This window comes from Rhizobium sp. LC145 (assembly GCF_001005825.1).
GTDB lineage: Bacteria > Pseudomonadota > Alphaproteobacteria > Rhizobiales > Rhizobiaceae > Neorhizobium.
Map to the genome: position 1 here is coordinate 24,285 of NZ_LBHV01000002.1, position 24,062 is coordinate 48,346.

The 24,062-nt window shown below is 58.7% G+C and carries 28 protein-coding genes and 1 pseudogene; 10 read left to right on the forward strand and 19 right to left on the reverse strand.

Annotation, left to right across the window (positions count from 1 at the left end; all coding sequences use genetic code 11):
• Positions 1 to 42: 42 nt before the first annotated feature.
• Positions 43 to 147 carry an SDR family oxidoreductase gene (locus YH62_RS31100; RefSeq protein WP_348625752.1) on the reverse strand — a complete coding sequence of 35 codons (105 nt, stop codon included), beginning with the start codon at positions 145 to 147 and terminating at the stop codon, positions 43 to 45.
• A 161-nt stretch (positions 148 to 308) separates the two neighbouring features.
• On the opposite strand from YH62_RS31100, the gene YH62_RS04885 reads away from it, so the two are divergent.
• Together YH62_RS04885 and YH62_RS04890 are read left to right on the forward strand one after the other, a co-directional pair.
• Complete coding sequence (locus YH62_RS04885) at positions 309 to 1,208, forward strand: LysR family transcriptional regulator (protein ID WP_046793074.1); 900 nt, start codon at positions 309 to 311, stop codon at positions 1,206 to 1,208.
• A gap of 225 nt (positions 1,209 to 1,433) precedes the next feature.
• Positions 1,434 to 2,114, forward strand: a complete 681-nt coding sequence (locus YH62_RS04890) for a DUF2161 domain-containing phosphodiesterase (protein WP_046793075.1) — start codon at positions 1,434 to 1,436, stop codon at positions 2,112 to 2,114.
• A 121-nt stretch (positions 2,115 to 2,235) separates the two neighbouring features.
• Here the strand turns inward: YH62_RS04890 and YH62_RS04895 are convergent, their stop codons facing one another.
• Positions 2,236 to 2,808, reverse strand: coding sequence for a TetR/AcrR family transcriptional regulator (locus YH62_RS04895; protein ID WP_046793076.1), 573 nt, complete (start codon positions 2,806 to 2,808; stop codon positions 2,236 to 2,238).
• 109 nt (positions 2,809 to 2,917) lie between these two features.
• On the opposite strand from YH62_RS04895, the gene YH62_RS04900 reads away from it, so the two are divergent.
• From YH62_RS04900 to YH62_RS04915, 4 genes are all read left to right on the forward strand, one after another.
• A complete protein-coding gene (locus YH62_RS04900) occupies positions 2,918 to 3,538 on the forward strand; it encodes a (2Fe-2S)-binding protein (RefSeq protein ID WP_046793077.1) in 621 nt (206 codons plus the stop codon).
• 3 nt (positions 3,539 to 3,541) lie between these two features.
• On the forward strand, positions 3,542 to 4,558 hold the full coding sequence (locus YH62_RS04905; RefSeq protein ID WP_046793078.1) for a xanthine dehydrogenase family protein subunit M: 1,017 nt from the start codon (positions 3,542 to 3,544) through the stop codon (positions 4,556 to 4,558).
• Complete coding sequence (locus YH62_RS04910) at positions 4,558 to 6,672, forward strand: xanthine dehydrogenase family protein molybdopterin-binding subunit (RefSeq protein ID WP_046793079.1); 2,115 nt, start codon at positions 4,558 to 4,560, stop codon at positions 6,670 to 6,672. The genes YH62_RS04905 and YH62_RS04910 overlap by 1 nt, the downstream gene beginning before the upstream one ends.
• Positions 6,673 to 6,741: 69 nt before the next feature.
• The gene (locus YH62_RS04915; protein ID WP_137326696.1) at positions 6,742 to 7,161 is read left to right on the forward strand and encodes a DoxX family protein; all 420 of its coding nucleotides are present in this window, start codon (positions 6,742 to 6,744) and stop codon (positions 7,159 to 7,161) included.
• Between the two features lie 4 nt (positions 7,162 to 7,165).
• Here the strand turns inward: YH62_RS04915 and YH62_RS29350 are convergent, their stop codons facing one another.
• The 7 genes from YH62_RS29350 to YH62_RS04945 all read right to left on the reverse strand — a co-directional run bounded on the left by YH62_RS29350 (position 7,166) and on the right by YH62_RS04945 (position 11,005).
• On the reverse strand, positions 7,166 to 7,360 hold the full coding sequence (locus YH62_RS29350) for a GSU2403 family nucleotidyltransferase fold protein (protein WP_082118240.1): 195 nt from the start codon (positions 7,358 to 7,360) through the stop codon (positions 7,166 to 7,168).
• Positions 7,360 to 7,683 carry a chaperone modulator CbpM gene (locus tag YH62_RS04920; RefSeq protein ID WP_046793081.1) on the reverse strand — a complete coding sequence of 108 codons (324 nt, stop codon included), beginning with the start codon at positions 7,681 to 7,683 and terminating at the stop codon, positions 7,360 to 7,362. The genes YH62_RS29350 and YH62_RS04920 overlap by 1 nt, the downstream gene beginning before the upstream one ends.
• Before the next feature lie 2 nt (positions 7,684 to 7,685).
• Entirely contained in the window at positions 7,686 to 8,597 is a 912-nt protein-coding gene (locus YH62_RS04925) for a DnaJ C-terminal domain-containing protein (RefSeq protein ID WP_046793082.1), read from the reverse strand.
• Positions 8,598 to 8,778: 181 nt separating this feature from the next.
• Entirely contained in the window at positions 8,779 to 9,198 is a 420-nt protein-coding gene (locus YH62_RS04930) for an ABC transporter permease subunit (RefSeq protein WP_052760341.1), read from the reverse strand.
• Positions 9,199 to 9,252: 54 nt separating this feature from the next.
• The gene (locus YH62_RS04935; RefSeq protein WP_046793083.1) at positions 9,253 to 9,762 is read right to left on the reverse strand and encodes an Hsp20/alpha crystallin family protein; all 510 of its coding nucleotides are present in this window, start codon (positions 9,760 to 9,762) and stop codon (positions 9,253 to 9,255) included.
• A 91-nt stretch (positions 9,763 to 9,853) separates the two neighbouring features.
• On the reverse strand, positions 9,854 to 10,333 hold the full coding sequence (locus YH62_RS04940; protein WP_046793084.1) for an Hsp20 family protein: 480 nt from the start codon (positions 10,331 to 10,333) through the stop codon (positions 9,854 to 9,856).
• A 252-nt stretch (positions 10,334 to 10,585) separates the two neighbouring features.
• Entirely contained in the window at positions 10,586 to 11,005 is a 420-nt protein-coding gene (locus YH62_RS04945; protein WP_046793085.1) for a response regulator, read from the reverse strand.
• 188 nt (positions 11,006 to 11,193) lie between these two features.
• Here YH62_RS04945 and YH62_RS04950 point away from each other — a divergent pair, with 188 nt between their 5' ends.
• Positions 11,194 to 11,907 (forward strand): Crp/Fnr family transcriptional regulator, encoded by a 714-nt coding sequence (locus YH62_RS04950; protein ID WP_046793086.1) that lies wholly within the window; start codon positions 11,194 to 11,196, stop codon positions 11,905 to 11,907.
• Between the two features lie 194 nt (positions 11,908 to 12,101).
• On the opposite strand, the gene YH62_RS04955 is transcribed toward YH62_RS04950, so the two are convergent.
• The 3 genes from YH62_RS04955 to YH62_RS31105 all read right to left on the reverse strand — a co-directional run bounded on the left by YH62_RS04955 (position 12,102) and on the right by YH62_RS31105 (position 14,672).
• On the reverse strand, positions 12,102 to 12,818 hold the full coding sequence (locus YH62_RS04955; RefSeq protein ID WP_046793087.1) for a Crp/Fnr family transcriptional regulator: 717 nt from the start codon (positions 12,816 to 12,818) through the stop codon (positions 12,102 to 12,104).
• A gap of 598 nt (positions 12,819 to 13,416) precedes the next feature.
• Complete coding sequence (locus YH62_RS04965; RefSeq protein ID WP_046793089.1) at positions 13,417 to 13,977, reverse strand: GNAT family N-acetyltransferase; 561 nt, start codon at positions 13,975 to 13,977, stop codon at positions 13,417 to 13,419.
• 551 nt (positions 13,978 to 14,528) lie between these two features.
• On the reverse strand, positions 14,529 to 14,672 hold the full coding sequence (locus tag YH62_RS31105) for a GTP-binding protein (protein ID WP_137326701.1): 144 nt from the start codon (positions 14,670 to 14,672) through the stop codon (positions 14,529 to 14,531).
• On the opposite strand from YH62_RS31105, the pseudogene YH62_RS29355 reads away from it, so the two are divergent.
• Positions 14,648 to 14,985, forward strand: a pseudogene (locus tag YH62_RS29355) (ABC transporter substrate-binding protein); the annotation flags it as partial. The gene YH62_RS31105 and the pseudogene YH62_RS29355 overlap by 25 nt on opposite strands.
• Positions 14,986 to 15,288: 303 nt before the next feature.
• Here YH62_RS29355 and YH62_RS04975 read toward each other — a convergent pair.
• The 5 genes from YH62_RS04975 to YH62_RS04995 all read right to left on the reverse strand — a co-directional run bounded on the left by YH62_RS04975 (position 15,289) and on the right by YH62_RS04995 (position 20,083).
• Positions 15,289 to 16,872 (reverse strand): TerC family protein, encoded by a 1,584-nt coding sequence (locus tag YH62_RS04975; protein WP_046793091.1) that lies wholly within the window; start codon positions 16,870 to 16,872, stop codon positions 15,289 to 15,291.
• Between the two features lie 593 nt (positions 16,873 to 17,465).
• Positions 17,466 to 18,035: a DUF2076 domain-containing protein gene (locus YH62_RS04980; RefSeq protein WP_046793092.1), complete on the reverse strand. Its 570-nt coding sequence runs from the start codon at positions 18,033 to 18,035 to the stop codon at positions 17,466 to 17,468.
• A 29-nt stretch (positions 18,036 to 18,064) separates the two neighbouring features.
• Complete coding sequence (locus YH62_RS04985; protein WP_046793093.1) at positions 18,065 to 18,781, reverse strand: Bax inhibitor-1/YccA family protein; 717 nt, start codon at positions 18,779 to 18,781, stop codon at positions 18,065 to 18,067.
• A gap of 17 nt (positions 18,782 to 18,798) precedes the next feature.
• The gene (locus YH62_RS04990) at positions 18,799 to 19,560 is read right to left on the reverse strand and encodes an anti-sigma factor (protein ID WP_046793094.1); all 762 of its coding nucleotides are present in this window, start codon (positions 19,558 to 19,560) and stop codon (positions 18,799 to 18,801) included.
• Positions 19,553 to 20,083 carry a sigma-70 family RNA polymerase sigma factor gene (locus YH62_RS04995; protein ID WP_046793095.1) on the reverse strand — a complete coding sequence of 177 codons (531 nt, stop codon included), beginning with the start codon at positions 20,081 to 20,083 and terminating at the stop codon, positions 19,553 to 19,555. Before YH62_RS04995 ends, YH62_RS04990 begins: the two co-directional genes overlap by 8 nt.
• A 275-nt stretch (positions 20,084 to 20,358) precedes the next feature.
• On the opposite strand from YH62_RS04995, the gene YH62_RS05000 reads away from it, so the two are divergent.
• The gene (locus tag YH62_RS05000) at positions 20,359 to 20,598 is read left to right on the forward strand and encodes a type II toxin-antitoxin system VapB family antitoxin (protein ID WP_046793096.1); all 240 of its coding nucleotides are present in this window, start codon (positions 20,359 to 20,361) and stop codon (positions 20,596 to 20,598) included.
• On the forward strand, positions 20,598 to 21,032 hold the full coding sequence (locus YH62_RS05005) for a type II toxin-antitoxin system VapC family toxin (RefSeq protein ID WP_046793097.1): 435 nt from the start codon (positions 20,598 to 20,600) through the stop codon (positions 21,030 to 21,032). Before YH62_RS05000 ends, YH62_RS05005 begins: the two co-directional genes overlap by 1 nt.
• A gap of 281 nt (positions 21,033 to 21,313) precedes the next feature.
• Here YH62_RS05005 and YH62_RS05010 read toward each other — a convergent pair whose 3' ends face one another.
• Positions 21,314 to 22,615: a Coenzyme F420 hydrogenase/dehydrogenase, beta subunit C-terminal domain gene (locus YH62_RS05010; protein ID WP_046793098.1), complete on the reverse strand. Its 1,302-nt coding sequence runs from the start codon at positions 22,613 to 22,615 to the stop codon at positions 21,314 to 21,316.
• A gap of 115 nt (positions 22,616 to 22,730) precedes the next feature.
• Positions 22,731 to 23,786 (reverse strand): polysaccharide pyruvyl transferase family protein, encoded by a 1,056-nt coding sequence (locus YH62_RS05015; RefSeq protein WP_046793099.1) that lies wholly within the window; start codon positions 23,784 to 23,786, stop codon positions 22,731 to 22,733.
• Between the last annotated feature and the right edge of the window lie 276 nt (positions 23,787 to 24,062).

The following is a 24,062-nucleotide window of genomic DNA, read 5'->3' on the forward strand; positions in this document are numbered from 1 at the left end:
CGGTTGCGCCCCTTCTGTCCGGCCCACCCGACGCGAAATGCTTCAAAGCAATGCCTTGCCGATCGATGCGCCGCCATCCACAAACAGTGTCTGGCCGGTGATAAATCCAGCGTCGTTTGATAGGAGGAACTGGATTGCGGCCGCGATTCGTCCGGCTTTCCAAGTCGGTACATGGGGACGCCGGCTAGATGCCGTCCCCCCCGGAAGCTGGTCTCATTCCGGCAGACGGAGTTCCAAACCACTTTATTGACGCCGCAATCGAGGATAAAGCTGCCCAAGGGAAACGGACTTTTTCGCAAGGGGTCAAAATGGGGCGGCGGTTTGATCATCTGGGCGACGTGGAGGCGTTTGTCACAGTTGCTGAAAAAGGCTCGATGACCCAAGGCGCGGTTGCGCTTTCAACGACTCCATCGGTTCTTAGTAGAGCGATCACCCGTCTTGAAACCCGTCTAGGCGCGCAATTGATGCGTCGAACCACGCGACGGTTGAGCTTGACGGATGAAGGCCGCGCCTATCTGGAGCAGGCACGCGCCGCATTTTCGATGATCGACGACGCGGAGCGAGCGATCCAGGGGCCGACTGGTGCGTCGTTAACGGGTCAAGTCCGTATCAGTGTGCCGACGACATATGGCCATTATCGGTTACCTGCCACGCTGGGCCGCTTCATGCGGGCCTACCCGGAAGTGCAGGTCGAACTGAGCATCACCAATCGCAATGTGGATCTTGTGGCGGAGGGCTACGATCTAGCGATCCGCCTCGGTCCGTTACCTGATAGCGGGCTGGTGGCGCGCAAACTAGAGGACGCACCGTTGAGGCTGGTTGCCTCTCCGCATTATCTCGAATGGGCTGGCGTTCCGCGGAACGTCGAAGACTTGGCGAAACATCAGTGCCTCCCTTTCGTGATGCCGAGCACAGGGCGTTGCGCCCCATGGCTGTTTCGCGTCGGCGGTCGCGACGTTGACTGGGCGCCACTTGCTCGCACCCGGGTATTTGACGACGTGCTGGGTGTGGTGTCGTTGGCGGAAAACGGCCTCGGAATCTGTCAGACCTACGATTTTATTGTGCGGGACCGTATCGAACAGGGGCGTCTTGTCGAGGTGCTGGAGCACGCGCGGGGCCGTTCCCGGCCTTTCTCGCTCATCTTCGCCCCACACCGTCGCCTCTCGGCGGCAACACGAACGCTGATCGATTTCCTTGCCAAGGAATAGTCACCGGGCGCTCGCCGCAGGAGAAGCAGGGCATCGCTTACGAGACGTTGCTGCAAGCCTGCAGAGATGCCGCCGTCGGCCAGTTTCCGCTAGAGCCAGTAGGGTGTATTGACGAATGAAGAAGCAACCTAAACATGTAATCTCGTCGGCGGCTATAATGGTTGTCCGGTGCGGGCGGATCGATGTATTCAGGGGCTGGATCCTTCACTTATAACCTGCAGGCACATGGAAACGTCGCTTTATCTGCCCGTCAAAGGCTTTCTTGAGAAGGCGGGTTATACTGTCAAAGGTGAAGTTGGCGGTTGCGATCTCGTCGGCTTGAGTGACAACGATCCGCCTGTCGTCGTGATCTGCGAGCTGAAACTAAGCTTCAATCTGGAGCTCATTCTACAGGCCGTCGATCGCGCAGCTATTGCAGACGAGGTCTGGATCGCGGCCCGTGTCTCGCCCAAGGGCAAAGGACGCGGCGCAGACAAACGCTACCGCGATCTCTGCCGCAGGCTCGGAATCGGCATGCTCGGCATTTCCGATACCGGCGATGTGGCCATAATCGTCAGTTCCGTAACACCGATGCCGCGAACCAATCCGAAACGGCGTTCAGGGCTGATACGGGAACACCAGAGGCGGCGCGGCGATCCGGCCGTGGGCGGGAGCACACGCGCGCCGATCATGACCGCGTACCGCCAGCAGGCGCTTGGCTGCGCGTTAGCGCTGGCATCGGGGCCGATGCGCGTGCGCCAAATCAGATCTAGCATACCGGATGCCGGGAAGATTTTGCTTGCGAACGTCTATGGCTGGTTTGAACGTCGCGATCGAGGAGTCTATGGCTTGACCGCCGCCGGACGGGAGGCGCTACAGCGATGGCCGCAGCAGGACGTGCCAGCAACAGTCGCCCTTCCCGACTGATTTTCTTTCTGCAATAGAGCTTTACGCCGCTCAAGCGAAAACAGGGCCAGTAATTCGGGCCTGCTCGAGATGAAACGCCGGAAAGCAGGCGAAACAGGCTCATTCAATTCAACAGTTCAATTTAGCCTGCGAACTGATTTAGCCCAGCTTGAAACTCGGCAAGTGTCGCCTGCACATGCCGTGCGAAGCTTTCCTCCCCTTCGTCGGCGCGCCAGTTCTGCAGCGCAACTTTCCAAAGGGCCGCGCCAATTTCAGCTATCACCCGCGAAAGTGACGGCTGTATGCCGCGTTGCTGCAAGGCCATATCAATTGCCGATGCCAGCATATGCAGCTTCATCAGTTCCCGCTCATGCAAATCACTATGCGTGGAGATCAGGAACTGGCGAAGCTTCACGATCGGGCGATGGCTATCAATAAACGGAGCGACTGCCTCAAAGCTGGAAGCGACAATGCTCAGCGGATGTTCGCCGGTAGGTGCTTTCGCAATCTCCTTTGTTATGGAGGTCTGATGCGCGCCGGCCCGCCAGAACAGTACTTCCCGCTTGTCCGTAAAGTAGCGGTAGAAGGTTCGTTCCGTTAATCCAGCTTTAGAGGCGATCTCCGGAACAGTTGTCTCGGCGTAACCCTGCCTGCCGAAAAGCTCGTACGCGGCACTCTCGAAGCGCTCGCGCGCATTCTCTGCTCTTTGCACCATTCAAGTACCTCTCCGTTTTGTGAACATAGGTCGATTGTCAGGTTCTGACAATGATGATACGCATTGTCAGAGCCTGACAATGTTTGTCTTGGCTGGAAGGGAGGATGGCATGGCAGATAAAACGTCTGACAATCCGGGCAGCGTGGAGGTCACGCGGCGCCTGGTTCTTGCGGTCGGTGCCGGAACTGCCGCCGCCGGCATCTTGCCGCCAGTGCCGCGAGTTAAGGCGCAACAGACCGTCACACGCGTCGAGCCCGGCCAAACGGTCCAAGTCTCGGCGACCGTGAACGGACAGCCATTCACGCTTGAAATCGACTCCCGTGCTTCTCTCCTCGATCTCCTGCGTGAGCGGCTAGATCTCACCGGAACGAAGAAAGGATGCGATCACGGGCAATGCGGCGCCTGCACTGTTCACTTGGACGGCCGTCCGATTTCGTCCTGTCTTACCTTGGCGGCGAAGATCGAAGGGCGGGAAATCACCACGATTGAGGGGCTCGCTAGCGGTTCGGATCTTCACCCGATGCAGCAGGCATTCATCGACAACGACGCACTCCAGTGTGGGTATTGCACGCCAGGTCAAGTCATGTCCGCCGTCGCTTGCGTGACCGGCGGGCACGCAAGCGATCCGGATGCGATCCGCGAATTCATGAGCGGGAATATCTGCCGCTGCGGCGCCTATGTCGGAATTCTCGCGGCCATCCAGCAAGCAGCCAAGGTCATGGAGGGCTGAAGGATGCAGGCGTTGAGCTATAGTGTCGCAACATCTGCGGAAGCTGCCGTTGCGCAATTTGCGGAAGCGGGCGGATTGGCGCGATATATTGCGGGTGGCACCAATCTTTATGACCTCATGAAGCTTGGGATCGAGCGTCCAATCCACTTGATCGATGTCAGCCGCATAGACGGAATGGACGCGATAGAGACCGGCGGCGACGTACTGCGCTTCGGTGGTCGCGCTTTGATGACCGACGTTGCTTATGCGCCGGTTGTCCGGGAGCAATACCCAGTACTTTCCGAAAGTCTGCTCAAGGCAGCGTCGCAGCAGTTGCGAAACATGGCCACGGTGGGAGGCAATCTTCTGCAGCGCACCCGCTGCATGTACTTTCGCAACGGCGCGGGATCCGCCTCGATGGTCGGTGTCTATCCTTGCAACAAGCGTGAGCCTGGTTCCGGTTGCTCTGCCATCGGGGGGCTCGATCGCAATCAGGCTGTTCTTGGCACGAGCGAGGCTTGCACGGCGGTGGCGCCAGGTGATTGGCCAGTGGCGTTGATGGCGATGGATGCGACGATCGAATTGCTTGGTCCTGAAGGCTCACGCATCATTCCCGTCGCCGAGTTCTACCGTCTGCCCGGGGAGACGCCCGACCGTGAATTCAACCTTCATCCAGGCGAGTTAGTGACCGCGATTACCATTCGGAAAACCCATGCTGGTCTTAAATCGACCTATCATAAGGTCCGTGACCGCGAGAGCTATGCCTTCGCACTGGCCTCTGCTGCGGTGGCCCTCGAGATGGATGGCGCTACCGTCCGCGTCGCCCGGATCGCCCTTGGCGGTGTCGCGACAACCCCGTGGCGCTCACCCGCCGCCGAGGCCCTTGTCGTCGGTTCGTCACTGACACCTGAGCGTGCGCTTCAAGCTGGTAGAGCGGCCTTCACCGACGCCCGGAGCGGTGAGCACAACGCATACAAGATCGAGCTCGGCGCGAGAGTCATCGCGGACGCCCTGATCACCGCCGCTGAAAGGAGAGCGTGATGCCTACGCAGGCCTTTTCGGAAATCGCGCGTATCGACGCGAGAGATAAAGTTCTCGGCCGGGCGCAGTATGGCGCTGACGTCAAACTGCCCGGGATGCTCCATGCGATGCTGGTGCCCGCGGCCGTGGCGAAGGGCAGGGTAAGCACCCTCGATGTCGCGTCCGCAACTCAAACCCCAGGCGTTGTCCAAGTTCTGGGTATAGGAGATTTCCCGACACTGCGCGCAGAGATATCGTATCGGGGCCAGCCCATCGCTCTAGTGGTCGCGGAGACCGTGGAGGCGGCGATCGAAGGCGCCGAAGCGGTGAAGGCCGTTTACGAGACTGCGCCGTACATCCCGCTAATGACCAGCCCCGGGGCGCAACGGATAGAGGCTGAAGGGTTCAATGCCGGCGATGTCGATAACGCGTTTCAAAGTGCAGCCCACGTCATAGAGGGTACCTTCGAAACACCAACCCAGCATCACAATCCAATGGAGTTATTCGGCACCGTTGCCGAATGGACTGACGGACGGCTGACTGTATACGAGGGGTGTCAGAACCTTGACGCGGTCAAGGGCGCGCTCATGAGGACATTCGAGCTTTCGCCGGACCGCATCGTGGTCAAGTCAGAACAGGTCGGCGGTGGGTTCGGGCAAAAGTCTCCTCCGAAGATTCAGACCGCTCTGGTCGCGCAGGCGGCACGCTTGACACGTCGCCCGGTAAAGCTGGTAACCCCTCGTGGGCAGCTCTTCCATATAGCCAACTACCGGCCACGCAGCGTCCATAACATTCGCCTTGCTGCTAGCGCGGAAGGGCGGCTGCAGGCCATCATTTACGACGTTGTGCAAGAAAATATCCCGGACGGAGGCTTCCGTTCGACCGGCTACCACGAAGATATTGCGCGTCTGTATGCGATCGAGAATTTTCGGGCGACCGCAGGCGACATTCACATCGACCGCCAGATGCCGCGCCATACGCGAGGCACACATCCCTTTCCTGCAGGCTTTGCGCTGGAGAGCGTGATTGATGAAATGGCTTACAAGCTTGGTAAGGACCCAGTACAGCTCCGGCTGGCTCATGAAGCCAAAAACGACATTGTTGCCGGCCAACCGCTATCGCCACATTTTTTGAACGACTGCCTCAAAGAAGGCGCCAGACGTTTCGGCTGGGAAAGGCGTGTTCCCGAACCAGGAGCCATGCGTTTGGCCGACGGAACACTGGTCGGTTTCGGGGTCGCATGCGGTGTCTTCGGCGCGTCGATGTCGGCGAGCGAGGCGACACTAAGAGTTCAGGCCGATGGCGTGACGCGCATAATCAGTTCCGGTCACGAGATGGGCCAGGGAATCCTGACGGCGATCGCCAACGTCGTTATCGAAGGACTGGATATCAACCCTGATCGTTTGGAAGTGCTGCTCGGAGACACAACACTGGGTCCACAGCTCGCCACCGTAGGGGAGCGCGGGACTGCTAGCTGTGTGCCCGCCGCAGCAAAGGCAGTGGAAGCTCTTCGCGCCAGATTTGCAGAGCTCGCCGGCCCCAATCCGCCAGCCGGTAATTTGCACCAGCAGCTAGCGCGCCTGAAGCGACCCTATATCGAAGTGAAGGTTGCAGAGCTGGCGCCAGGTCAAGACGCGTCCGCCATCGATGCCTATCGCATGGGCGGCCGAGCAGGGGCCGGACCTGATTACCCCGGCTTCACGTCGATGAGCTATATCGCGCAATTCGTGGAGGTTCACATTGAACCGACGACGCGGCGGATCCGCATGCCCCGTGCGGTCAGCATCGCTGACGTTGGGCGGGTGGTTAGCCCCACAACGGCAAAGGGACAAATGTACGGTGGTATTGTCTGGGGATTCAGCACCGCGCTTCGGGAAGAGTCAGAAGTTGATCCCCGCTTTGCCGGTTACCTCAATGACGACCTCGCCGATTACGTGATGGCAGTGAACGCAGATATCGGTGAGATAGATGTAGGGCTGATCGACAAGCCTGATTCCAGGATCAACTCGGTCGGCGTGAAGGGGATGGGCGAGCTGGTAATGCTCGGCACCGCGCCGGCAATCGCCAATGCAATCTATCACGCGACAGGCAAACGCATTCGAAAGCTCCCCATACGCATAGACGACCTGCTCTAAGACAGAACGAGCCGTTGAACACGTAGTTTCACCCTAGTAGCAACCGATTTAATCACTCCGGAGATGAACATGGCCTCTTGGCAAATTCCCTATATCCGAAACTTCGCTCCTCACCTTCTGAGTGTCTTGCGCATCTTTGCGGCTGGGTCGTTCTTCACCCATGGCACCATGAAGTTGTTCGGCTGGCCTGCACCCTTTGAATATCCTCTCAACACGTTGCTTTACACAGCTGGAGTTCTCGAAGTGGTTGGTGGCCTCCTGTTGGTGGTCGGTCTCTTCGCGCGGCCGGTCGCCTTCCTGCTTTCGGGGCTGATGGCCTTCGCATATTTCTTGGCGCACGGGTCGGACGGTTTTTTCCCGGTACTCAATCACGGCGAAGCCGCGATGCTGTATTGCTTCCTGTTTCTCTATATTTCAGCAGCCGGACCGGGGGTCTGGAGCTTGGATGCCCTTCAAGGAGGCGGGGATAGAGCAACTCAACCCGCATAGTCGGTCAGTCGCAAGATAAATAAGATCTCGTTTGCGCGGCAAAGCACGCGTCGTTCTGCCGGTGTCTTCGTCGCGCTTTGCTGTTACCTTCAACTCGGCGGCGTGAGGTGACGATGAGCTTGTGATCAGCGTACCTCGCGGGATCCGGGACGGTGACCGGGATTCTCCGCCTCTCTTCGAGGGCCGGAGACCTGGCCATTAACTGTCGTAGAGTTTGTCCAGAGCAGCAAGCAGGCGCTGCTGGACCGCAGCATCCTCCTGATTGATGATTGAAATGAGGTCCCGCATTGTCCTGCGCATGCCGTAGAGCTGATCGACGAGGTCCATGACAATGTCGATGCCAGCTTCATTGACACCCATGCGGCGCGTCAGGTCGAAAATCAGCGTAGCGCGGGCAAGATCGATATCCCGGAAGCGACGCTGCCCCTTCAGTGAGGCCGGCGATAGCCAACCCTGCTCGATCCAGAAGTCGAGCTCGGCCACCTCGATTTTGAGATGGAGACAGAACTCACGATCGTCCATGTTCATACCTCCATGTCCCTTCTCGGATTTTGCGTACTCCCCGGTGTCCATCCCCTCATGAAATCGGTGAGCTGCTCGTCAGGTTGGTCGGGCAACACGATCTTCAATGTCACATAGACATCACCAGCCGTGCCATTACGCTTCGGCACGCCCTTGCCCTTGAGACGTAGCACCTTGCCGCTGCTGGAATTCGGCGGCAGAGCCACGTTTACGGGGCCGGAGGGCGTCGGTACGCGCACCTTGCCGCCGAGCACGGCTTCGGCCAGCGTGACCGGCAGCTCGAGGCGGATATCGTCGCCGTCGCGGATGAAGAAGCGGTGCGGGCGGACCTTGATATCGATTAGCGCATCGCCGGCCGGGCCGCTGCCGTAGCCGGAACTGCCCTTGCCGCGCAGGCGCAGGGTCTGGCCATCACGTGTGCCAGGCGGAATTCGGATGTCGAGAGGCGGGCCATCGGGCAACTTCACTTGGGTCGTGGTACCAGTGATGGCGTCCAGGAAATCGATCTCCATCACAAAATGGCGGTCACGCCCGGCCGAACCGAACCCCGCGCTGCCACGGCGCGAGAAAAAACTTGCGAAAATGTCGTCGGCATCTCCGAAATCGGCAAAGCCACCTGCGTTGTGGTAAGGGTCCCCGGGACTGCTTGCCGAGGCATAGTCCCGATAGAAGCTGCGTGATGCTTGTTCAGCCCCCGTCATGTCGATCTCGCCACGGTCGAAGCGGTGACGCTTTTCCTCGTCGCTCAGAAGTTCGTAAGCGGCGGAAATCTCCTTGAATTTCGCCTCCGCCTCCTTATCGCCAGGATTGAGGTCGGGGTGCAATTTCTTGGCGGCTTTGCGAAATGCGCTCTGGATTTCCCTCTGCGTCGCATTCCGCTGCACGCCTAAAAGTTCGTATGGATCTTGGCTCATACATGTCTCCGTCGAGGGTACCGAATACCGCGAGTGAGATTTCATACGTATGTAGGTGGTCGGTCTTCGTCTTGGAGAGCGCATGCACGTCTCTAGGACAACTCCGTCAGCCAAAGAGCCCGGATGTTTTTTATGCGTAGTGTTCCGTCAACGCGCGGGCTTACCCACGCGTTGACGATGGCTAAGCTCTGATTTCCTGCAGCTGGAATAGCACATAAGCCAGCGTGAAACAGGACGAGCATCGCGGCGATGAGGCCCATATCTGCGGCCATATGATCAGCAGACTGTCGATCGTCGGCAAAAGCGCCCCTATCACCGCACCCTGTAGCTGATCCATGAACAACGGCCCGACGGATCGAGCGGCAGGATCAAGGAGCAAGGCCGATATCTCCCCGTAGAGCGTCTGCGGCGACAGACGGCTGACTGCCTGCTGGGTCTCGAAGTTGGAGAGTAGCGTCATCGGATTGTAGGGATCGATCGGCGAGATGAAGCCTGCGATCAGGGGTGCAATTATGCTCCAGAAGAGGCTGAGAATCAGCCAGATCACCAGTGCGACGAGAGCAGACGTGGCCGGGGAACGGATGAACGTCGAGAACGCCATAGCAAGCGCCAGCGCCGGCGCCGCCGGAAGCGCGACGCCGACGCTCCATCATCGTCAGCTCCTGATCGCGATGCGCTTGATCTGCGATTGCGCCTTGGCGCTCTTCGGTAGAACGACGGTCAAGACGCCATTCTTGAACCGGGCGTCGATTTTGTCGTCCTCGACTTCATGACCGAGCGGAATGCGCCGTTCGAAGCGGCCGTAGAAGCGTTCGGAGAACTGCTTTTCCTGATCTTCCGTTTCCGAGCGCTTTTCCCCCCTGAGGGTGAGTACGCCCTGGTCGAATAGCACTTCAATCTCCTTTTCCTCCATGCCGGGGACTTCGGCCGTCACCTTGATTTCCTTGTCGGTCTCGGAGATCTCGACGGTCGGCCAGCCAGCGTTGAGGGAGGAGAGGGAGCCGAAGGCCGGAAGGCGGCTGTCGAAGGAGCGGAAGACGTCGTCGAACAGCCGGTTCACCTCACGGTGCAACGACAGGAACGGATCGCGATTGTCGTCGCGGTAAAGGGGCGGGGCCTGATTGCTGCCATTGCGGCCCCATGGAATCAAATCACGGACGCTCATGACATTCTCCTTTCTTTGGTTTCTTGGCAAAGCTCGGCCGCAGGTGCCGAGCGCTGCTCGGCACCTGGGTCATGTTCGGCTGTAGCAAGCCTTAGGCGACCGCCTTGCCCGCTTCGATCTGCTTGGTTTCGGCTTTCGGTAGAGCCTGATCGCGGGCAATCTCGATCCGGCGCGGTTTCATCGCTTCGGGGATTTCCCGCTTCAGATCGATGGTCAAAAGGCCATTGGCGAGGTGGGCGCTCAAGACCTTGACATGATCGGCGAGCTCGAACCGACGCTGGAAGGAACGGCCGGCAATACCGCGGTGCAGATACTCGCCGTCTTCGCCGTTCTGTTTCTGGCCCGACACGACGAGCATGTTCTGCTCCTGCGTGATCGTCATCTCGTCCTGCGAGAAGCCGGCAACCGCCATGGCGATGCGATAGTCGTTTTCGCCGGTTTTGACAATGTCATAGGGGGGCCAGCTGTCGATCGACTCGACGCGGCTTGCGGCGTCAAGTGCGTTCAGCATTCGGTCGAAACCGATGCTCGATCGGAACAGGGGAGAAAAATCGAAAGTGGTGGTTCTCATAGCCACATCCTCCTTTGAAGCAACATGGGTACAAGACGGCGTCAAGTTCAGACGTCCTCGACGCCGGATTGACGAGCCGGCCCCGTTTCGGCAGCCGGCAATAAATAATTTAGTTTAACAGGATGACTGTTCAATAGGCCGCGCTCACTCGTGCTCTCAAGTGTTGACGATTTTGATGACGGCAAGGTGGTGGTGCGATTGGCTTCCTAGGAGGGGAGGACACATCGAAACGGTATCACGGGTTGGTCGGTCTTAGAGCTGACCAGGGTAGCTTGATCTTCCGGCACGCCAATCACGCTTATTGGATCGGGCCCCACATTCCTTAATGGCTTTGATCAAATCGTCTGGATGAGAGGGCTTGTCGATCCATTTGCATTTGCCGTTCATCAGAGGATGATCGCCGTCACCATCCCTTTCCCCGGAATGCACGATGTAGGGAACGTCGCGCTCGACAAGTAACGTGGCGATATCGTCACAAGGGCCATCCCTCAGCCGCGCTTCGATGATCGCGAGCTCCGGTGTATATCCCCGAAGCCAATTGGTCGCGGCGACGCGTGATGAAAAGGTCATAACCGTCTCGAATCCGGCCTGAAGAAGAAGCTCTTCTACATAGATCGCGATCAGCGCCTGGTCCTCCAAAAGCAGAACAGGCTTTCCCCCGGGACGTGCCATCGGCCACTACCTTTCCTCCATTTACTGGGAGATTTCAGGATAGCACTTACACGGGAACGCGGGCTGAGCGTCTGCCAGCGTACGCAAAATCAACTCGACAGACACGATGCTATAGAATCGGCAACCGCCCAGAAAGCTTAAGGGCTCGGCGGTAGGGAGCTGAGCGCTCCCGCCCGACAGCGAGAGCCATGCACGTCTTGGAACATTCCTATTCACGAAACCGCCTTCTTGCGCTCTTGCCAGAGACCGAAACTCAAAAGATCAAGCCTGCATTCCAACCGATCGACCTACCGCGCGGAACCGTCATCGTTGGTGCGGATCGTCCAATCGACTATGTCTATTTTCTCTGTAGCGGCATCGGTTCTGTCGTGACTGTCTCGCAGGAGGGGCAAAGGGCAGAGGCGGGAATGTTCGGCCGCGAGGGGTTCTCACCCACGCCAGCTGGCGTCGGCGGCTCGGTCAGCATTCATGAGGTGCTCATGCAAGTGGCAGGACACGGGTTCCGGATACCCATAAAGGCAACTCTCGAAGCTCTTCCGCAGAACCCGGTCTTTGCCAACCTGCTCGCAAGATTTATCCAGACCTTTGCGTCGCAGATTTCCTACACCGCCCTTTGCAATGCCAACTATCAGGTAGATGAGCGTTTGGCTCGCTGGCTGCTGATGTGTCATGACCGGGTGGATGGCGATGAGATCGCACTGACGCACGACTTCATTTCCCTGATGCTCGCTGTCCGGCGGCCGAGCGTGACCAATGCACTTCATGTGCTTGAGGGCAGGAAACTCGTCCGCACCGAAAGAGGCCGGATCACTATCCGGGACCGCAAGGGACTGGAGGAGTTTGCAGGCGGCGCCTACGGCAAGCCTGAAGAGGAATACCGCCGTCTCCTCGGCGTGTTCTGAGGCTTATTTCCTAAGTTGCTCCTGAACTACTTCGTGAAAAGAGATGATGAGCTGCAGCTGATCTCCCTTATCGCACACTTACATATGCTCGTCGGGACGGTCTCGCCGCTCCTGCGGATACTCAAAAAATAGCCGGCTCATCGCGTCAGCGTCGGTTCCTCATAGGCATGTTCGGCACAAATCTAGCCGATATCTCAGAAAAGGTCTTTCATGAGACGTCGGTATTCTTGCTCCGGCTTGCCGTAGGCGTCATGTGCGAACTCTTCCAGAGCCGCTCGGTTCCGGATGGTGATGATGCCGCGCTCTGCCCTGATGAAACCATTGCCCTCCAGGATATGCAGCGATGTCGTGACGCTTGGCCGCCGGACAGCGAGCATCAGGGAAATGAAGTCGTGCGTCAGTGCGATTTCATTGCCGGTCACCCGGTCATGGCACATGAGCAACCATCGAGCTAATCGCTCGTTCACGTCGTGAATTGCGTTTGAGACGGCCGTATACGCCAACTGGACCGAGAAAGCTTCGATGGAGCGGATCATCACCTTTGAGAGATTCCTGTTTTGCTCCATCCAGCCTCGGAACGAAACGTAGTCCATCCGATAGCCATCCCCTTCCAACTGAATGCCGACGTCATGCGAACTTATCTCGGCCCCTGTCACGGCGGTGGTGGGGACGTAGCCATCAAACCCAAACACGCCCGCCTCCGCGCGATGACCTTCGGGCGTGGTGGCGACGATGGAGCCTATGCCTGATGTCAGGAAGTAGACATATTCGATTGGCTTTCCGGCCTCGGCAATAGAGGTGCCGCGTGGAAGGCCAACATACTTTAAATCCGCAGCGACCTGATCATAGTCAGCCGCCGGGAGCAGCGCCAGAAGCTTGTTCTGCATGGAGGATTGTTGAGGAGCAACCATATGTGCTTCCCTCCCAAAACGGGGCAAGAGCACATAAGAACCCTTAGCCGTCTGCGCCCTGTTCAGTCTGCAGACGATCCGCTTATGTTATCCGCAACATGCCCATAGAACAAGCTTGGTACGCTACCGTACAGAGCGCGGAAAATATTGGAAATCCAGGTGAAAAGCGCAGGATGGCACGGTTCGGTCCGGCATCTATGGTCATCAGATTTCAGAAATACGTGAATAGTCGGGTCGCGGATGATCGCGGGGTACAGATGGTGCCCTGGCGTGGAGGCGTGAACCGCAAGGCGGTGATGATATGTGGCGGCACTCTGCCAGTGGCCAGACGCCTATCGGGTTTGACGATCGTCCGTTTCGTCCGTTCGTCCGCAAAACTGCCAACCGAGCCCGACGGCTTAGACCTGGACATTAGAGTTCAATGCATTCAATAGCTGCTTCGCGCCTCCATATCGCCCGACTCTTAAAAGCGAACATCGCCTATGACCTGACTAGGCGCCCCGTCGGTAAACGGTCAAGCTGGTCCATTCCGTCTTCGTTTCGCGGCTGTGTCGCGCTCGGTGCCCATATGCCACAAACCATCGGATCGAACTGAAGCTCAACGCGATCGCCGCAGCATCGGGACGAGCGTCGGCGACGAGCCGACCTGGATCGCGCCGAGCGGTTCGAAGCCGTAGCGTCGGTAGAACGGAATATTGCGCGGGTTCGAGGACTCCAAATAGGCTGGCACGTGATCGCGATTGCACCGCGCGAGTGCGTACGCCATCAAGGCGTCGCCGTGACCTTCGCCTTGATGCGCCGGGTCGACGCCGATCAGGGGCAGGTACCAATGTGGTTCGGTCGGGTGGTACTCGGCCATCTGCTCGAATATTGCCGTTGTTTCGGGGGCAAGACTGCTCGCAACCGTGCTCTCGAGCACCGCACCAAGCCCTTCCTCGTCGGCATGTATTCCGGGCGGTAGCCACAGCGCCGTCCCGGCGTAGCCGTCGGTGCAAAAGGCGCTTCCGTTGGAGAATGCGCTGCTTCCGAACGCCCGGATCATTCGCGGCATCGCCGCAAGGTACTGGTGTGCATGCGGCCAGGTCCATCGCGCCATAGGATCCGCTGCAAACGCCAGCATGACCGTTTCGATCGCCAGATCTTCTTCGGCCGCGGCCATAACTCTCACCGTTGGCGATTTCACACTGCCCTCCTGACGTAGGTGGTCCGACAAGGCGTCCATGGTTCTCAGCTATACATCTTAACCCGAGTGGCGTTGGAGCGATACCGGGTGCTGCTGGCTCAGCGGTTCTGGAGTCGTTTCGGTCCATTCTGGCTTTCGGATAGGGACATCCAAACATACTACTCAGATGCAACTGGCGTCGACCCGCTCGGGAGTGAACTTCTTCCAGAGGCCGAGAGAAGTCACTGAAATACCGGTTCAAGGTCGATACGGAACGGCCGCTTCTCATCGATGTTATCCCCAAGCTGCCCGTCCGCTGCCGGCAGCAATGCCGGATCCGATTCGTCCAGATCACCATGATCACCGCGATGGAGAAGTTGATACCGGTCTTGACCGCATGCATGACGTCACCACACCTCCTTTGTCTCATGCTCCTCTTCGACGAATGCGCCGGATGACGCGAAGGCGATGCCCGCTGCGGCAGCAGCAAGCAGACGGTTGCGGGTAAGAGACAATCTCATCGCGTTCCTGATTGCGAGACCGGAGTGCTATTCGGCGGCCTGCCGAACCGCGCGGCACTTGGCGAAGCCGTCGCTGATGATGTCCTTGGGCAGATCGCGACCAATGAAGACAAGACGCGTGATCCGGTGTGTTTCGGCGTGGAATATTGAATGCCGATCCGTATGTGGCAGGTGAGGGCGGTGTTCCGGCGTATCTCATGGCAGAGCTCGGAATCCGGAATGTCGTTGACAGTAACGAGGAGTGGCCGACCGTCGGCTGGGAAACTATCGCCAAGGCCAACCCGACGATGATTGTCGCGGGCGACATGACGAGACGGCGCTTCGAGGGCGACGATATTGCCTGAAGCTCGATTTCCTCAAGAACGACCCGGTTGCCCGCGTCGCGGAGGCCGCACAGCAGGGACGGATCGTTGAAATGAACGTCCAGGTCATGGATCCAACAGTCAGAACCATCCGTGGACTCGAAGTTCTTGCAGATGCTTGAGAGATTCGAGCTTGTTCGGTAAGCGGCCACCCCATTTTCATGCATTGGTTCATAAGAGTGCTCAGTGATGCGCATGAATAGATGGAGTGTTGCCGCTTTATCCACCGGAAGTCACACGGCGTCGCTAGTTCGATTGGCGGCGGAAATTGTCGAGCGTGTCGTGATTGGTACCTCGCCAGTCTCGCAAAGCGACCGTCTGATGCCGCAGTTCTTCGCAGGAGGGACATTGTCGTCCTCCCGCTTGATATGGGTACGCTAACTGCATACGGGTGGCGTGTCATGTCACCCGATCACGGCAATTACTCAATCAGCTTGCAGCCCCATTCTTGAAGCGTGGTGCTTCTTCTGCCTGATCCTGACCTTGTCGATGTTGCGCCCGTCGAGGCTGACGACCTCATATGTCAAGTCCTGGAACTCGATCGTCTCGCCCTCACGCGGCAGGTGTCCTAGCCTCCAGAGAAGCAGCCCCGCAAGCGTGGAGTAGCGATCGGCGTCATCGACAAGGTCGGTATCGAGAAGCCGTGAGATATGGCGAATGTCAATCCATCCGTCGACTAGCAACGATCCGTCGTCCGCCCGCTCGACGGTGAGCTGGTCATCGCCATCGTCGGCGAAATCACCGGCGATCGCTTCCAACAGGTCCGTCGGTGTCACCATGCCCTCCACCGACCCGAACTCGTCGAGAATGATGGCGACCTGGAGCGGGGATTTGCGGAGCTGTTCCAGCAGGCGCAATGCACTGACGCTTTCGTGCACCACAAGCGGCTGGCGCAATGATTTCTGGAAGTCGATCTTTCCGTCTTCGAGAAAGTCCCGGAGTAGGTCCTTGGCGAGTGCAACGCCGAGGAACTCGTCAAGGCTGCCGCGGGCGATCGGAAAGCGGGAATGACCGGTTTCGATGATCTTGCGGCGAAGCTCATCGTCGGTGTCCTCGATATCCAGCCATTCGATATCGAGACGGGGCGTCATGACGGATTTCGCCGGGCGATCGGCAAGCGTCAGCACGCTTTCGATCATCTCGTGCTCGACGGGCGTGAACAGTTCGCTCTCCGATGTCCTTTCCGCAATCACGTTGGCCGCCTCTCCAAGGGGGGCTTCGCTTTGCCGCCTGCCGAGCAAAGACAGAACGGCACTCGCCGTCCGTTCGCGTAGGTCACCGGTCGTCATGAAACGCTCGCGATTGCGGCGGCCGATCTGGTTGAAGGCCTCGATCAGCACCGAAAAGCCGATCGCCGCATAGAGGTAGCCCTTAGGTATGTGGAAGCCCAGGCCTTCCACGATGAGCGAAAAGCCGATCATCATCAGGAAGCCGAGGCAGAGGATTACCACCGTCGGATGCTTCGACACGAAGGCCATAAGCGGCTTCGAGGCTAGCAGCATAACTGCGACTGCGATGATCACGGCGATCATCATGACGGAGAGGTGCTGAACCATCCCAACGGCGGTGATGACGCTGTCCAGCGAGAACACTGCGTCAAGGACGACGATTTGCACCAGCACATGCCAGAAGATGGCATGCTCGATCTTGCCCTCCTTAGCGCCGGAGTGTCCTTCGAGCCGCTCGTGAAGCTCCATTGTCCCCTTAAAAAGAAGGAAGAGTCCGCCAAACAGAAGGATGAGATCTCTTCCCGATATCTCAAGACCTGCCACGGTGAACAACGGCGCCGTCAGCGTCACGATCCAAGCGACCGAAGCAAGCAGTATGAGTCGCATGCCGAGCGCAAGACTGAGGCCGATTAGCCGGGCCTTCTCGCGCTGGTGCTCCGGGAGTTTGTCGGCCAGGATCGCGATGAAGACAAGGTTATCGATGCCAAGCACGACCTCCAGCACGATCAAGGTGGCGAGACCCGCCCACGCTGCCGGGTCGGACATCCATTCGAAAATCATTGAGCTTAAAGGCCGCCTTTCGGGCTAGCCAATCCTTCTGTTGTTGAACGGGAAAACGCAAAGAGTGGCCCGGATAACCGGGGCGGCGGACGTGTAGCTGGAGACCGGGATGGGATGACGCAACGCCGGATCAGGACCGTCGCGGTTGTTTCGGCAACTCTCCGAACTCTCATCGGTTTCGGAACCGTCAGGCATCCTGAGGTATCTTCCTCGCCAAAAGCCACGAAAGGCGAGACCACGCCTTTGATCGAGGGCCTTGGCCGTTTCGGCTTAGCGGCAGCTTCGGAGGTATTCGAGTGGTCATGGGTGGGTAAATACCATCTTCCGTTCGATCAACCTACCCAACGAGGCAGCCAAGACAATCTGACAACTTGGTCGATCGGATCCCGCGTTTGTGGTCGCGCTGGATGCTCCGCCGACCGACGAGAAATGGAGGTTCGCCATCTAGATAAGCATGCCGGAAGGCGGGACGCCAAGTCGTCTGGTCCAGCTGGGCCGGAAAAGCAACGACATTTCTGGCAAGGTATTGAGCCGTCGGGGGGCTTGGGAGGATCGGGTGCGCACCCGGCGGCTCAACTGCAGCGGGACGGAACTCAGATGTCCTCGTCGCCGCCGAGGTCCATGTCGTCGGCAGGTGCTTCGTCATTCGGCGCTGTCGCATCCGGTTCCGCGGCCTGCGCCTCGTCTCCCGTGAACATTCCTGCGATCGCGTTTCCTAAAAGGACGCCGCCCGCTACACCCATTGCCGTTTGTGCGGCACCCGCTAGGAAGCCACCACCCGAGCGCTGCTGCGCTGTCTGCTGGCCATAGCCCTGTTGCTGGTTACCCCATGGGGAGGCAGGAGCGGGGCGCCCATAGGCTGCCGGTTGTGGCGACGTGCTTCGGGGAGCTGTGCTGTTCCCGAACATCGATGAAAAGAAGCCACCCCGCTGCTGGCCCTGGGAAGCCTGGTACTCGAGTTCCTCGATGCGGCGCTGCGCGGCTTCGAGAGCCTGTTCCTGCACGACGATCGTCTGCGCCATGTAATACGGCGCGCCCGGATGTTGGTTGATGCGCTGCTGGATGAAACGGTCCGATTCCGCATCGCGCTGTCCGGATTGCTGCTCAACGAGGGCGAGCTTGGAGAACAGGCTCTCGATGGCCTGCTGGTCGTTGCGATCCATGAAATGACTCCTTGGGTCTCTGCTTTTGGCTACTCTTCACGCTGCCCGGTAAAATTCAGCAGAAGCTGGAAGATATTGACGAAGTTCAGGTAGAGAGACAGCGCGCCGAACACGGCGAGCTTCTGTTGGGATTCCTGGTCGTAATTTTCGGCGTAGCGCTCCTTGATGCTCTGCGTGTCCCAGGCCGTCAACCCGACGAAGACGATGATGCCGATCACCGAGATCGCGAACTGCAGCGCGCTCGAACCAAGGAAGATGTTGACGATTGAGGCGATGACCACGCCGATCAGACCCATGATCAGAAAGGAGCCGAACTTCGACAGGTCGCGCTTGGTGACGTAGCCGTAGAGACTGGTCGCGCCGAACATGGTGGCGGCGATGAAGAAGGTCCTGGCGATGCTGGCGCCTGTGAAGACGAGAAAGACCGAGGCGAGCGACAGGCCCATGACGGCACAAAAGGCCCAGAAGGTCAGCTGGGCGGTCGATGCCGACATCGTCTGGATGCGGAACGAAAAGAAAAACACGAAGGCGAGCGGCGCCAGCATCACCACCCATTTCAGTGGGGTGGAGAAGATCGGCACATAAAGCGCCGGCGTCGTGCCGACGATGAAGGCGACGAAACCCGTCACCACTAGACCGAGACCCATGTAATTGTAGACGCGCAGCATGTGCTTGCGCAGGCCTTCGTCGAAGGCGGCAGCAGATGCCTGACTGTAGCCGCCGAAGCGGTTCTGGTTCTGATACATGAAAGTCTCCTTGACGATCAGTAGAGTGAATTCATGAGAAGATCCGCCTCGTCTGAGAGGCCGGTACCGGGCTTGCTTGAGATCACCGCATAAGCGACTTCGCCGAGCTGCCACCATGCGGCCTCGGCCTCGGCGAGAGTGAGGTTCTTTACCTGCTCGACGGCGAAGTGGCCGGGCCTCACCGCGAACAAGGAAATTTGCGTGCCGTCTTTCGTCCGGATACTTACCTCGACACTCGGACCGTAACTGGACGGAAAGACCTGAACATCCGATATCTGCCAATCCGTCGGCAGGTCCGGCATGACGATCGCGGTAGCGGCGCGGATGTCTTCACGGTCGTAGGTATTCACTTCCGGCTGCGAGGGCATGGCTTCCCGCACGAGCGATGTTTGATGGGCGCGCACTGCCTGTTCGATAAAGACCGGCGGAGGAACGGAGGCCACGACCTCGCGGGTTCCCAAAGACGAATTGGCAAACCATCCGGCGGAGACTAAAACCGCCACCGCCGCTACGCGTTGGAGGGCGGCCCACATGCGTCTGCCCGAAAGAACGGATGAAAGGCGGCGTGCTGCCTCGCGCGTGTCTGGACGACACGCCTCAGGCTGCGGGACAAGTATAAGCTTCAGCATCGTTCGCGTTCCGAGATCGGACATGACGCGCGCTGCCGCGGCGGGATGTTGGGCAAGATAGGACTCGACCCGAAGACGACCCGCTGCATCGAGCTGATTGTCGACATAGGCATCGAGATCGGTATCGAGAATGGTTTCGACGTCAGTCATCGCCGCCTCCCACAACTCTCAGGTGACTCGCGTGCTTTCCTTCGGCTTCAAGGGCCCGCAGGGTTGCGCGCGCACGCGAGACACGTGACATCAGGGTGCCGACAGGAACGCCGAGTGCGTCGGCTGCCTCCTGATAGGAGAGATCCTCCACGGCGATAAGATGCAGAGCTTCACGCTGATCCTCCGGCAGGGCCATGAAGGCTTGCTGGACCTGCCGAAGCCTGACCGCGTGCTCCTGGTTCCCCGAATAAGATAGCTCCGCCTCCAGAACGGCTGCGTCATCGCGACGTCGGCGCGCGAGCGCACCTCTGATCCTGTCGATATGGGTGTTGTGAACGATCGAGAGCAACCACGTGCGCAGATTCGCGCCCTTTTTGAATGTGATGCGACGGTCATACGCTCGAACAAGAGCGTCGTGGACAAGATCCTCCGCCTCTGCCGAATCCCGGACGAGGGAACGCGCGTAGCGCCTCAGCGCTCCAAGCTGCCCGATGACGTCGAAAGATCGATTTTCAGGATCCATACCCGCATATACGGATCAGATGTGACTTCTCTTCCCCCGGGTGATTTTTTTATCATCTCTCCCACGATTGTCTCCGGAGCAAAGATCGTGAAAGCGGAGCCGCTTTCGGTCTCTGCGGCAAGGCGAGCCATTCTTAAGCCCCTGCGCTATAGCCTTCGATACGTTCCCGGCGGCACCGCCCCATTGTTGCTCATCGTACCCCGATTTCGAGCAAAGTTTACTTGCGAGGATATGTAAGGGAGGATATTATAATATCCTTAAAAGGATATGCCGCTATGCCGCTCTATATCAAAGATCCCGAGGTGGACAAACTCACCGAAGAGCTGGTCGGACTGACAAAATCCACGAAAGTCGAGGCTGTCAAACTCGCGCTCATTCATGAGATTGCACAGCGCAGAGGCAGTCTGCCAATGCGCCAGAGGCTCGCCAAGTCTCTCGAAATGGCGCGGGTTGTCGGTCCTTTTGCACCGGGAGATCATAAGGTTGAAACCGATGAAATGTGGGGCGAAGACTGATGCTGTTTGTTGATGCGTCAGTCGTCGTCGCCATTCTTGCCCAAGAGCCGGATAGTGCCGAGCTGATGGACCGGCTAGAGCGGGACGGAGGCCCTTTTTATATGTCGGCCATCGTTCGCATGGAGGCTACACTTTCTCTAGCAAGGCGACTGGCCGAGGCCACCGGTAAGGACAAGCCAGCCACGCCGAAAATGTTCGAGCAGGCCCGCCGCTTAGTTGATCAGTTCGCCACTGACCTTGCAGCCCGCGAAGCCATGATCAGCGGTGACGTGGGCAACAAGGCCCTCGATGCCGCGCAGCGATATGGCAAGATCGTCAATCATCCTGCCAAGCTCAACATGGGTGACTGCTTCGCCTATGCCTGTGCCAAGGCTTATCGCTTGCAACTCGCCTATAAGGGAGATGACTTCACCGAGACCGATCTGGCCTGGTAACGACGAAGTCCCCTTTCCCGCGGATCAGCTAACAGTAGAGACAATGAGTTATGTTTCTTCGATAATTCCCATGATCGGCGCATACTCACAAGCTTGGCGGATACGCGCACACCTGTTTCTTTCAACAAGGTGGCGGTGTGTCTCCTCTTCTTTATCTCAAGCCAGCAGCAGGCGGAGCTCTGGAAAGCCGGCGGCCTAGGACTCTTTTCGGCGTACCAGGGCAGGTTCACGAGGGCCGGGCGAGGATCCCGGAGCAATGCTAGCTCCCCCTCGCACTAAATTCATCTTCGAGATTCGATGCCTCCGAAGCCAATTCGTGCCAGAAAGCGGCCCAATTTTCCCCGTGAATAGGCAAGGCCGTGATAGCTCGCCAATACAGCGCGGGCCCAGGCGAGATAGAGTACGGGCTGGTTTAATCGACGCGCCAGCCAGAAGACCCTGTGGCTCCAATGGCTGATCGCATAGCGCATGAGGTAGATCGTCTTGCGTTGCGCGCTCAAGTGATGGCTGCCAGCCGCGACCCGCTTGCGCGGGCGGATGCCCAGTCGAGGCCAGGTGAGCCGGAAGGACAGGCCCTCGCGCCGCTGGCGGAAACCGGCTGCCTGCGTTGCGATGACGAAGTCCGGTTCGACAGGTGACAGCGATAGCCGCTTTTCGGCAATACCGACTTGAATGAGATTAAGAAGGTGAGGGGAGCGGACGATAACCACATTGGTTCCCCTTCCGTCGGAAGAATAGGGTTCATGCCAAGCATCGCCGAATGCTATATCGGCGGTCTCGGCCACCACGTCGTCGCAGAAATTGCAGGCCGAATTCTGAAAGAAACCGGCCCCCCAGTCGCCATCGGCCATATGCCACCAATCGAGCGCGGAGGTGCTTCCATCCATAAGCGTCATCTGCGCCCGATACCAGTTGGCGGGGCGGTCGGGGGACTTCATCCGATAATCGAAGTGTTTCGCCTCACGGAGATCGCGATGCATCTGCCATGCGAAACTTTCGGCCATGCGGGCGCTTTTCATGTGCCCGCAGAAGAGGCCGAGCGTGAAGGGGATCCGCTCCTTCAACAGGGGATCTGCAGCGCAGGAAAGCCGAACGGCCTTGATGAAGCAGGGTACGCCGATGACCGCATATCGGCCGGGGATTTTGCGGATTTCATCGAGCACGCCCGACAGCTCCACGGGATAGTAGCGGGACTTCGCGCCGGCGCGAAGATCCGCAAGCGTCCGCGAAAGCGTGTAGCGGGACAAGGGCTCGTTTCCCTGTGGGTTCGCGTTTTCGGTTACATGCGCCACCCCATCGATCATGCCGCGGGTGAGAAGTTCCTTGGCGACCCAGGTCACGAGCCCGCCCGAACTTCCATTTGCCCGATAGTCCGCTTCCTCGGCATAACCGACGAAGGCTACCTCGAACCGGCCAAGCAGCGGATCCTTATGCGCCGCTGCGGGAAAATGCCGGAGCGCCAGTTCGTCCTCATCGCCGGCGGCCGGAGAGAACGGACAAATAGCAGAAAATTCAGCGCTCGGCTCTCTAAGCCACGCTGCAGCGCCTGTCGGCTTCAATTGGCCGTAGCGGTCGAAGGCCATCTCCAGATCCTCCCGCTCGGACCCGGCGAGGCAGGCGCCGCAGCCGATGCAGAGCCCGGAGCGCAGGATATCCCGCGGTGCGCATAGGTCTTCCGACGTGGGTTTCCGAAGAGCTCTACCGGACGACATGGCGGAGATAGTCATTCGAATTGCGCCTGAGTGCTGCGATTCGCTCCGAAATCACCAGTTCCGGTGGATGATCGAGCGCCTGGGGCAAATCCATGGAGGCGCTTTCCTCTCCTATGAGACGGCGATCAGCGCCGATAAGGGTGGTCAGGTCACGAATCTTGTTGGAGCGGTAGTCGGAAAGCACGCAGGCGAAAGGCTTCCCATTCACCAGGGCGAAGATGCAGCCGTGGAAGAAGTTTGTGACGACGGCGCGCGCTCCGGCTATGAAGCCGGCGTAATCCTCCGGTCCGGCATCGATCCATTGGCTATCGGCCCAATCGTTCCTATAGCCGATGCTGACGAGAGGATATTCCTTCTCTCGTGCCCAAGTCCGCACGGACTTTTGGAACCAGGCCGGAAAACCATGCCCGTAAAGGGCTATATAGTCGTGTCCGGGATCGACTTTTTCGCGCGCGGTGATCACCCGCGGGAACTGGAGGCATGGGTCCAAAACGAGTTCGGGCTCGTAGCCTAAAAGATCGCGGATGAGCCGGGCGGAGTTGAGGTCGCGGACGGATATGTCGGCAAAGTTCAAAAGCTTGTCGGTCCAGAAGCCGTTCATGCCATCGGGAGAGATCTGGTTGCCGAAGCTTGCGGCATAGGAGGCGAGTCGCGAGGAGCGAAAACCGTCGCCGTAAAAGAGCAGAGAGCCTCCATACCAGGGGTGCTTGAGGTTCCAGACTTCGTCGCTGCCGACGATGACGAGATCGAAATCCTCCGTTCGGGCAGGCTCTTCGAGAGGAAAGGGCGCAGACAGCGGCAAGGTCGCGATCGAGTGGAAGAATTTCCGGATCTTGGCCCTATAGAGCGCATGATCGCCATTCTCGTTCGGAACCGGCCGAAGGGCGCATTTCCACTCCGCCCGATCGACGCGGCGGGACCTGTGCTCCAAAAGCACGGCATCGATGCCCATGGAGCTGAGCCCTTCGACCAGGCAGCGCGCCTGCCAATAGGAGCCGTAGTTTATGCATCGATGAAAGGTAAGAACCCCGACCTTGCGCACGGAAATACCCAGACGACAACGTGTCGAGAAGTAACCGAATAGAAGCGACAGAGTTCCATGGGTTTTTCGCTTGCAGGACTCATGCCGGCTGCCGGCATAGGGTCCGATTCAATGGCTCAGAGCGCTACGCTGTGCAGTTATCGGCGACGTTTGCGTCGCTGACGGCAGCCATCCGGACGCTCTGCCCAACGCCTCGGCGCGATGAAAGCCTTTCTCCTGCCACCGGAAAGCCCCATGCGCCCTGATCGAATGAATCCGCTTAACCTATCAGGATCA

Coding starts and splice junctions, on each gene's coding strand:
- YH62_RS29350 (WP_082118240.1), bottom strand. CDS start 7,360: ATGGCCAGGTCTCCGGCCCTCGAAGAGAGGCGGAGAATCCCGGTCACC.
- YH62_RS04980 (WP_046793092.1), bottom strand. CDS start 18,035: ATGGATCGCAACGACCAGCAGGCCATCGAGAGCCTGTTCTCCAAGCTC.
- YH62_RS04885 (WP_046793074.1), top strand. CDS start 309: ATGGGGCGGCGGTTTGATCATCTGGGCGACGTGGAGGCGTTTGTCACA.
- YH62_RS04925 (WP_046793082.1), bottom strand. CDS start 8,597: ATGAGCCAAGATCCATACGAACTTTTAGGCGTGCAGCGGAATGCGACG.
- YH62_RS04910 (WP_046793079.1), top strand. CDS start 4,558: ATGCCTACGCAGGCCTTTTCGGAAATCGCGCGTATCGACGCGAGAGAT.
- YH62_RS04890 (WP_046793075.1), top strand. CDS start 1,434: ATGGAAACGTCGCTTTATCTGCCCGTCAAAGGCTTTCTTGAGAAGGCG.
- YH62_RS04895 (WP_046793076.1), bottom strand. CDS start 2,808: ATGGTGCAAAGAGCAGAGAATGCGCGCGAGCGCTTCGAGAGTGCCGCG.
- YH62_RS05000 (WP_046793096.1), top strand. CDS start 20,359: ATGCCGCTCTATATCAAAGATCCCGAGGTGGACAAACTCACCGAAGAG.
- YH62_RS04950 (WP_046793086.1), top strand. CDS start 11,194: ATGCACGTCTTGGAACATTCCTATTCACGAAACCGCCTTCTTGCGCTC.
- YH62_RS04935 (WP_046793083.1), bottom strand. CDS start 9,762: ATGAGCGTCCGTGATTTGATTCCATGGGGCCGCAATGGCAGCAATCAG.
- YH62_RS04965 (WP_046793089.1), bottom strand. CDS start 13,977: ATGGCCGCGGCCGAAGAAGATCTGGCGATCGAAACGGTCATGCTGGCG.
- YH62_RS04985 (WP_046793093.1), bottom strand. CDS start 18,781: ATGTATCAGAACCAGAACCGCTTCGGCGGCTACAGTCAGGCATCTGCT.
- YH62_RS04920 (WP_046793081.1), bottom strand. CDS start 7,683: ATGGACGATCGTGAGTTCTGTCTCCATCTCAAAATCGAGGTGGCCGAG.
- YH62_RS04990 (WP_046793094.1), bottom strand. CDS start 19,560: ATGACTGACGTCGAAACCATTCTCGATACCGATCTCGATGCCTATGTC.
- YH62_RS04975 (WP_046793091.1), bottom strand. CDS start 16,872: ATGATTTTCGAATGGATGTCCGACCCGGCAGCGTGGGCGGGTCTCGCC.
- YH62_RS04955 (WP_046793087.1), bottom strand. CDS start 12,818: ATGGTTGCTCCTCAACAATCCTCCATGCAGAACAAGCTTCTGGCGCTG.
- YH62_RS04930 (WP_052760341.1), bottom strand. CDS start 9,198: ATGGCGTTCTCGACGTTCATCCGTTCCCCGGCCACGTCTGCTCTCGTC.
- YH62_RS04915 (WP_137326696.1), top strand. CDS start 6,742: ATGGCCTCTTGGCAAATTCCCTATATCCGAAACTTCGCTCCTCACCTT.
- YH62_RS04905 (WP_046793078.1), top strand. CDS start 3,542: ATGCAGGCGTTGAGCTATAGTGTCGCAACATCTGCGGAAGCTGCCGTT.
- YH62_RS04940 (WP_046793084.1), bottom strand. CDS start 10,333: ATGAGAACCACCACTTTCGATTTTTCTCCCCTGTTCCGATCGAGCATC.
- YH62_RS04995 (WP_046793095.1), bottom strand. CDS start 20,083: ATGGATCCTGAAAATCGATCTTTCGACGTCATCGGGCAGCTTGGAGCG.
- YH62_RS05010 (WP_046793098.1), bottom strand. CDS start 22,615: ATGGCCTTCGACCGCTACGGCCAATTGAAGCCGACAGGCGCTGCAGCG.
- YH62_RS05005 (WP_046793097.1), top strand. CDS start 20,598: ATGCTGTTTGTTGATGCGTCAGTCGTCGTCGCCATTCTTGCCCAAGAG.
- YH62_RS04900 (WP_046793077.1), top strand. CDS start 2,918: ATGGCAGATAAAACGTCTGACAATCCGGGCAGCGTGGAGGTCACGCGG.
- YH62_RS04945 (WP_046793085.1), bottom strand. CDS start 11,005: ATGGCACGTCCCGGGGGAAAGCCTGTTCTGCTTTTGGAGGACCAGGCG.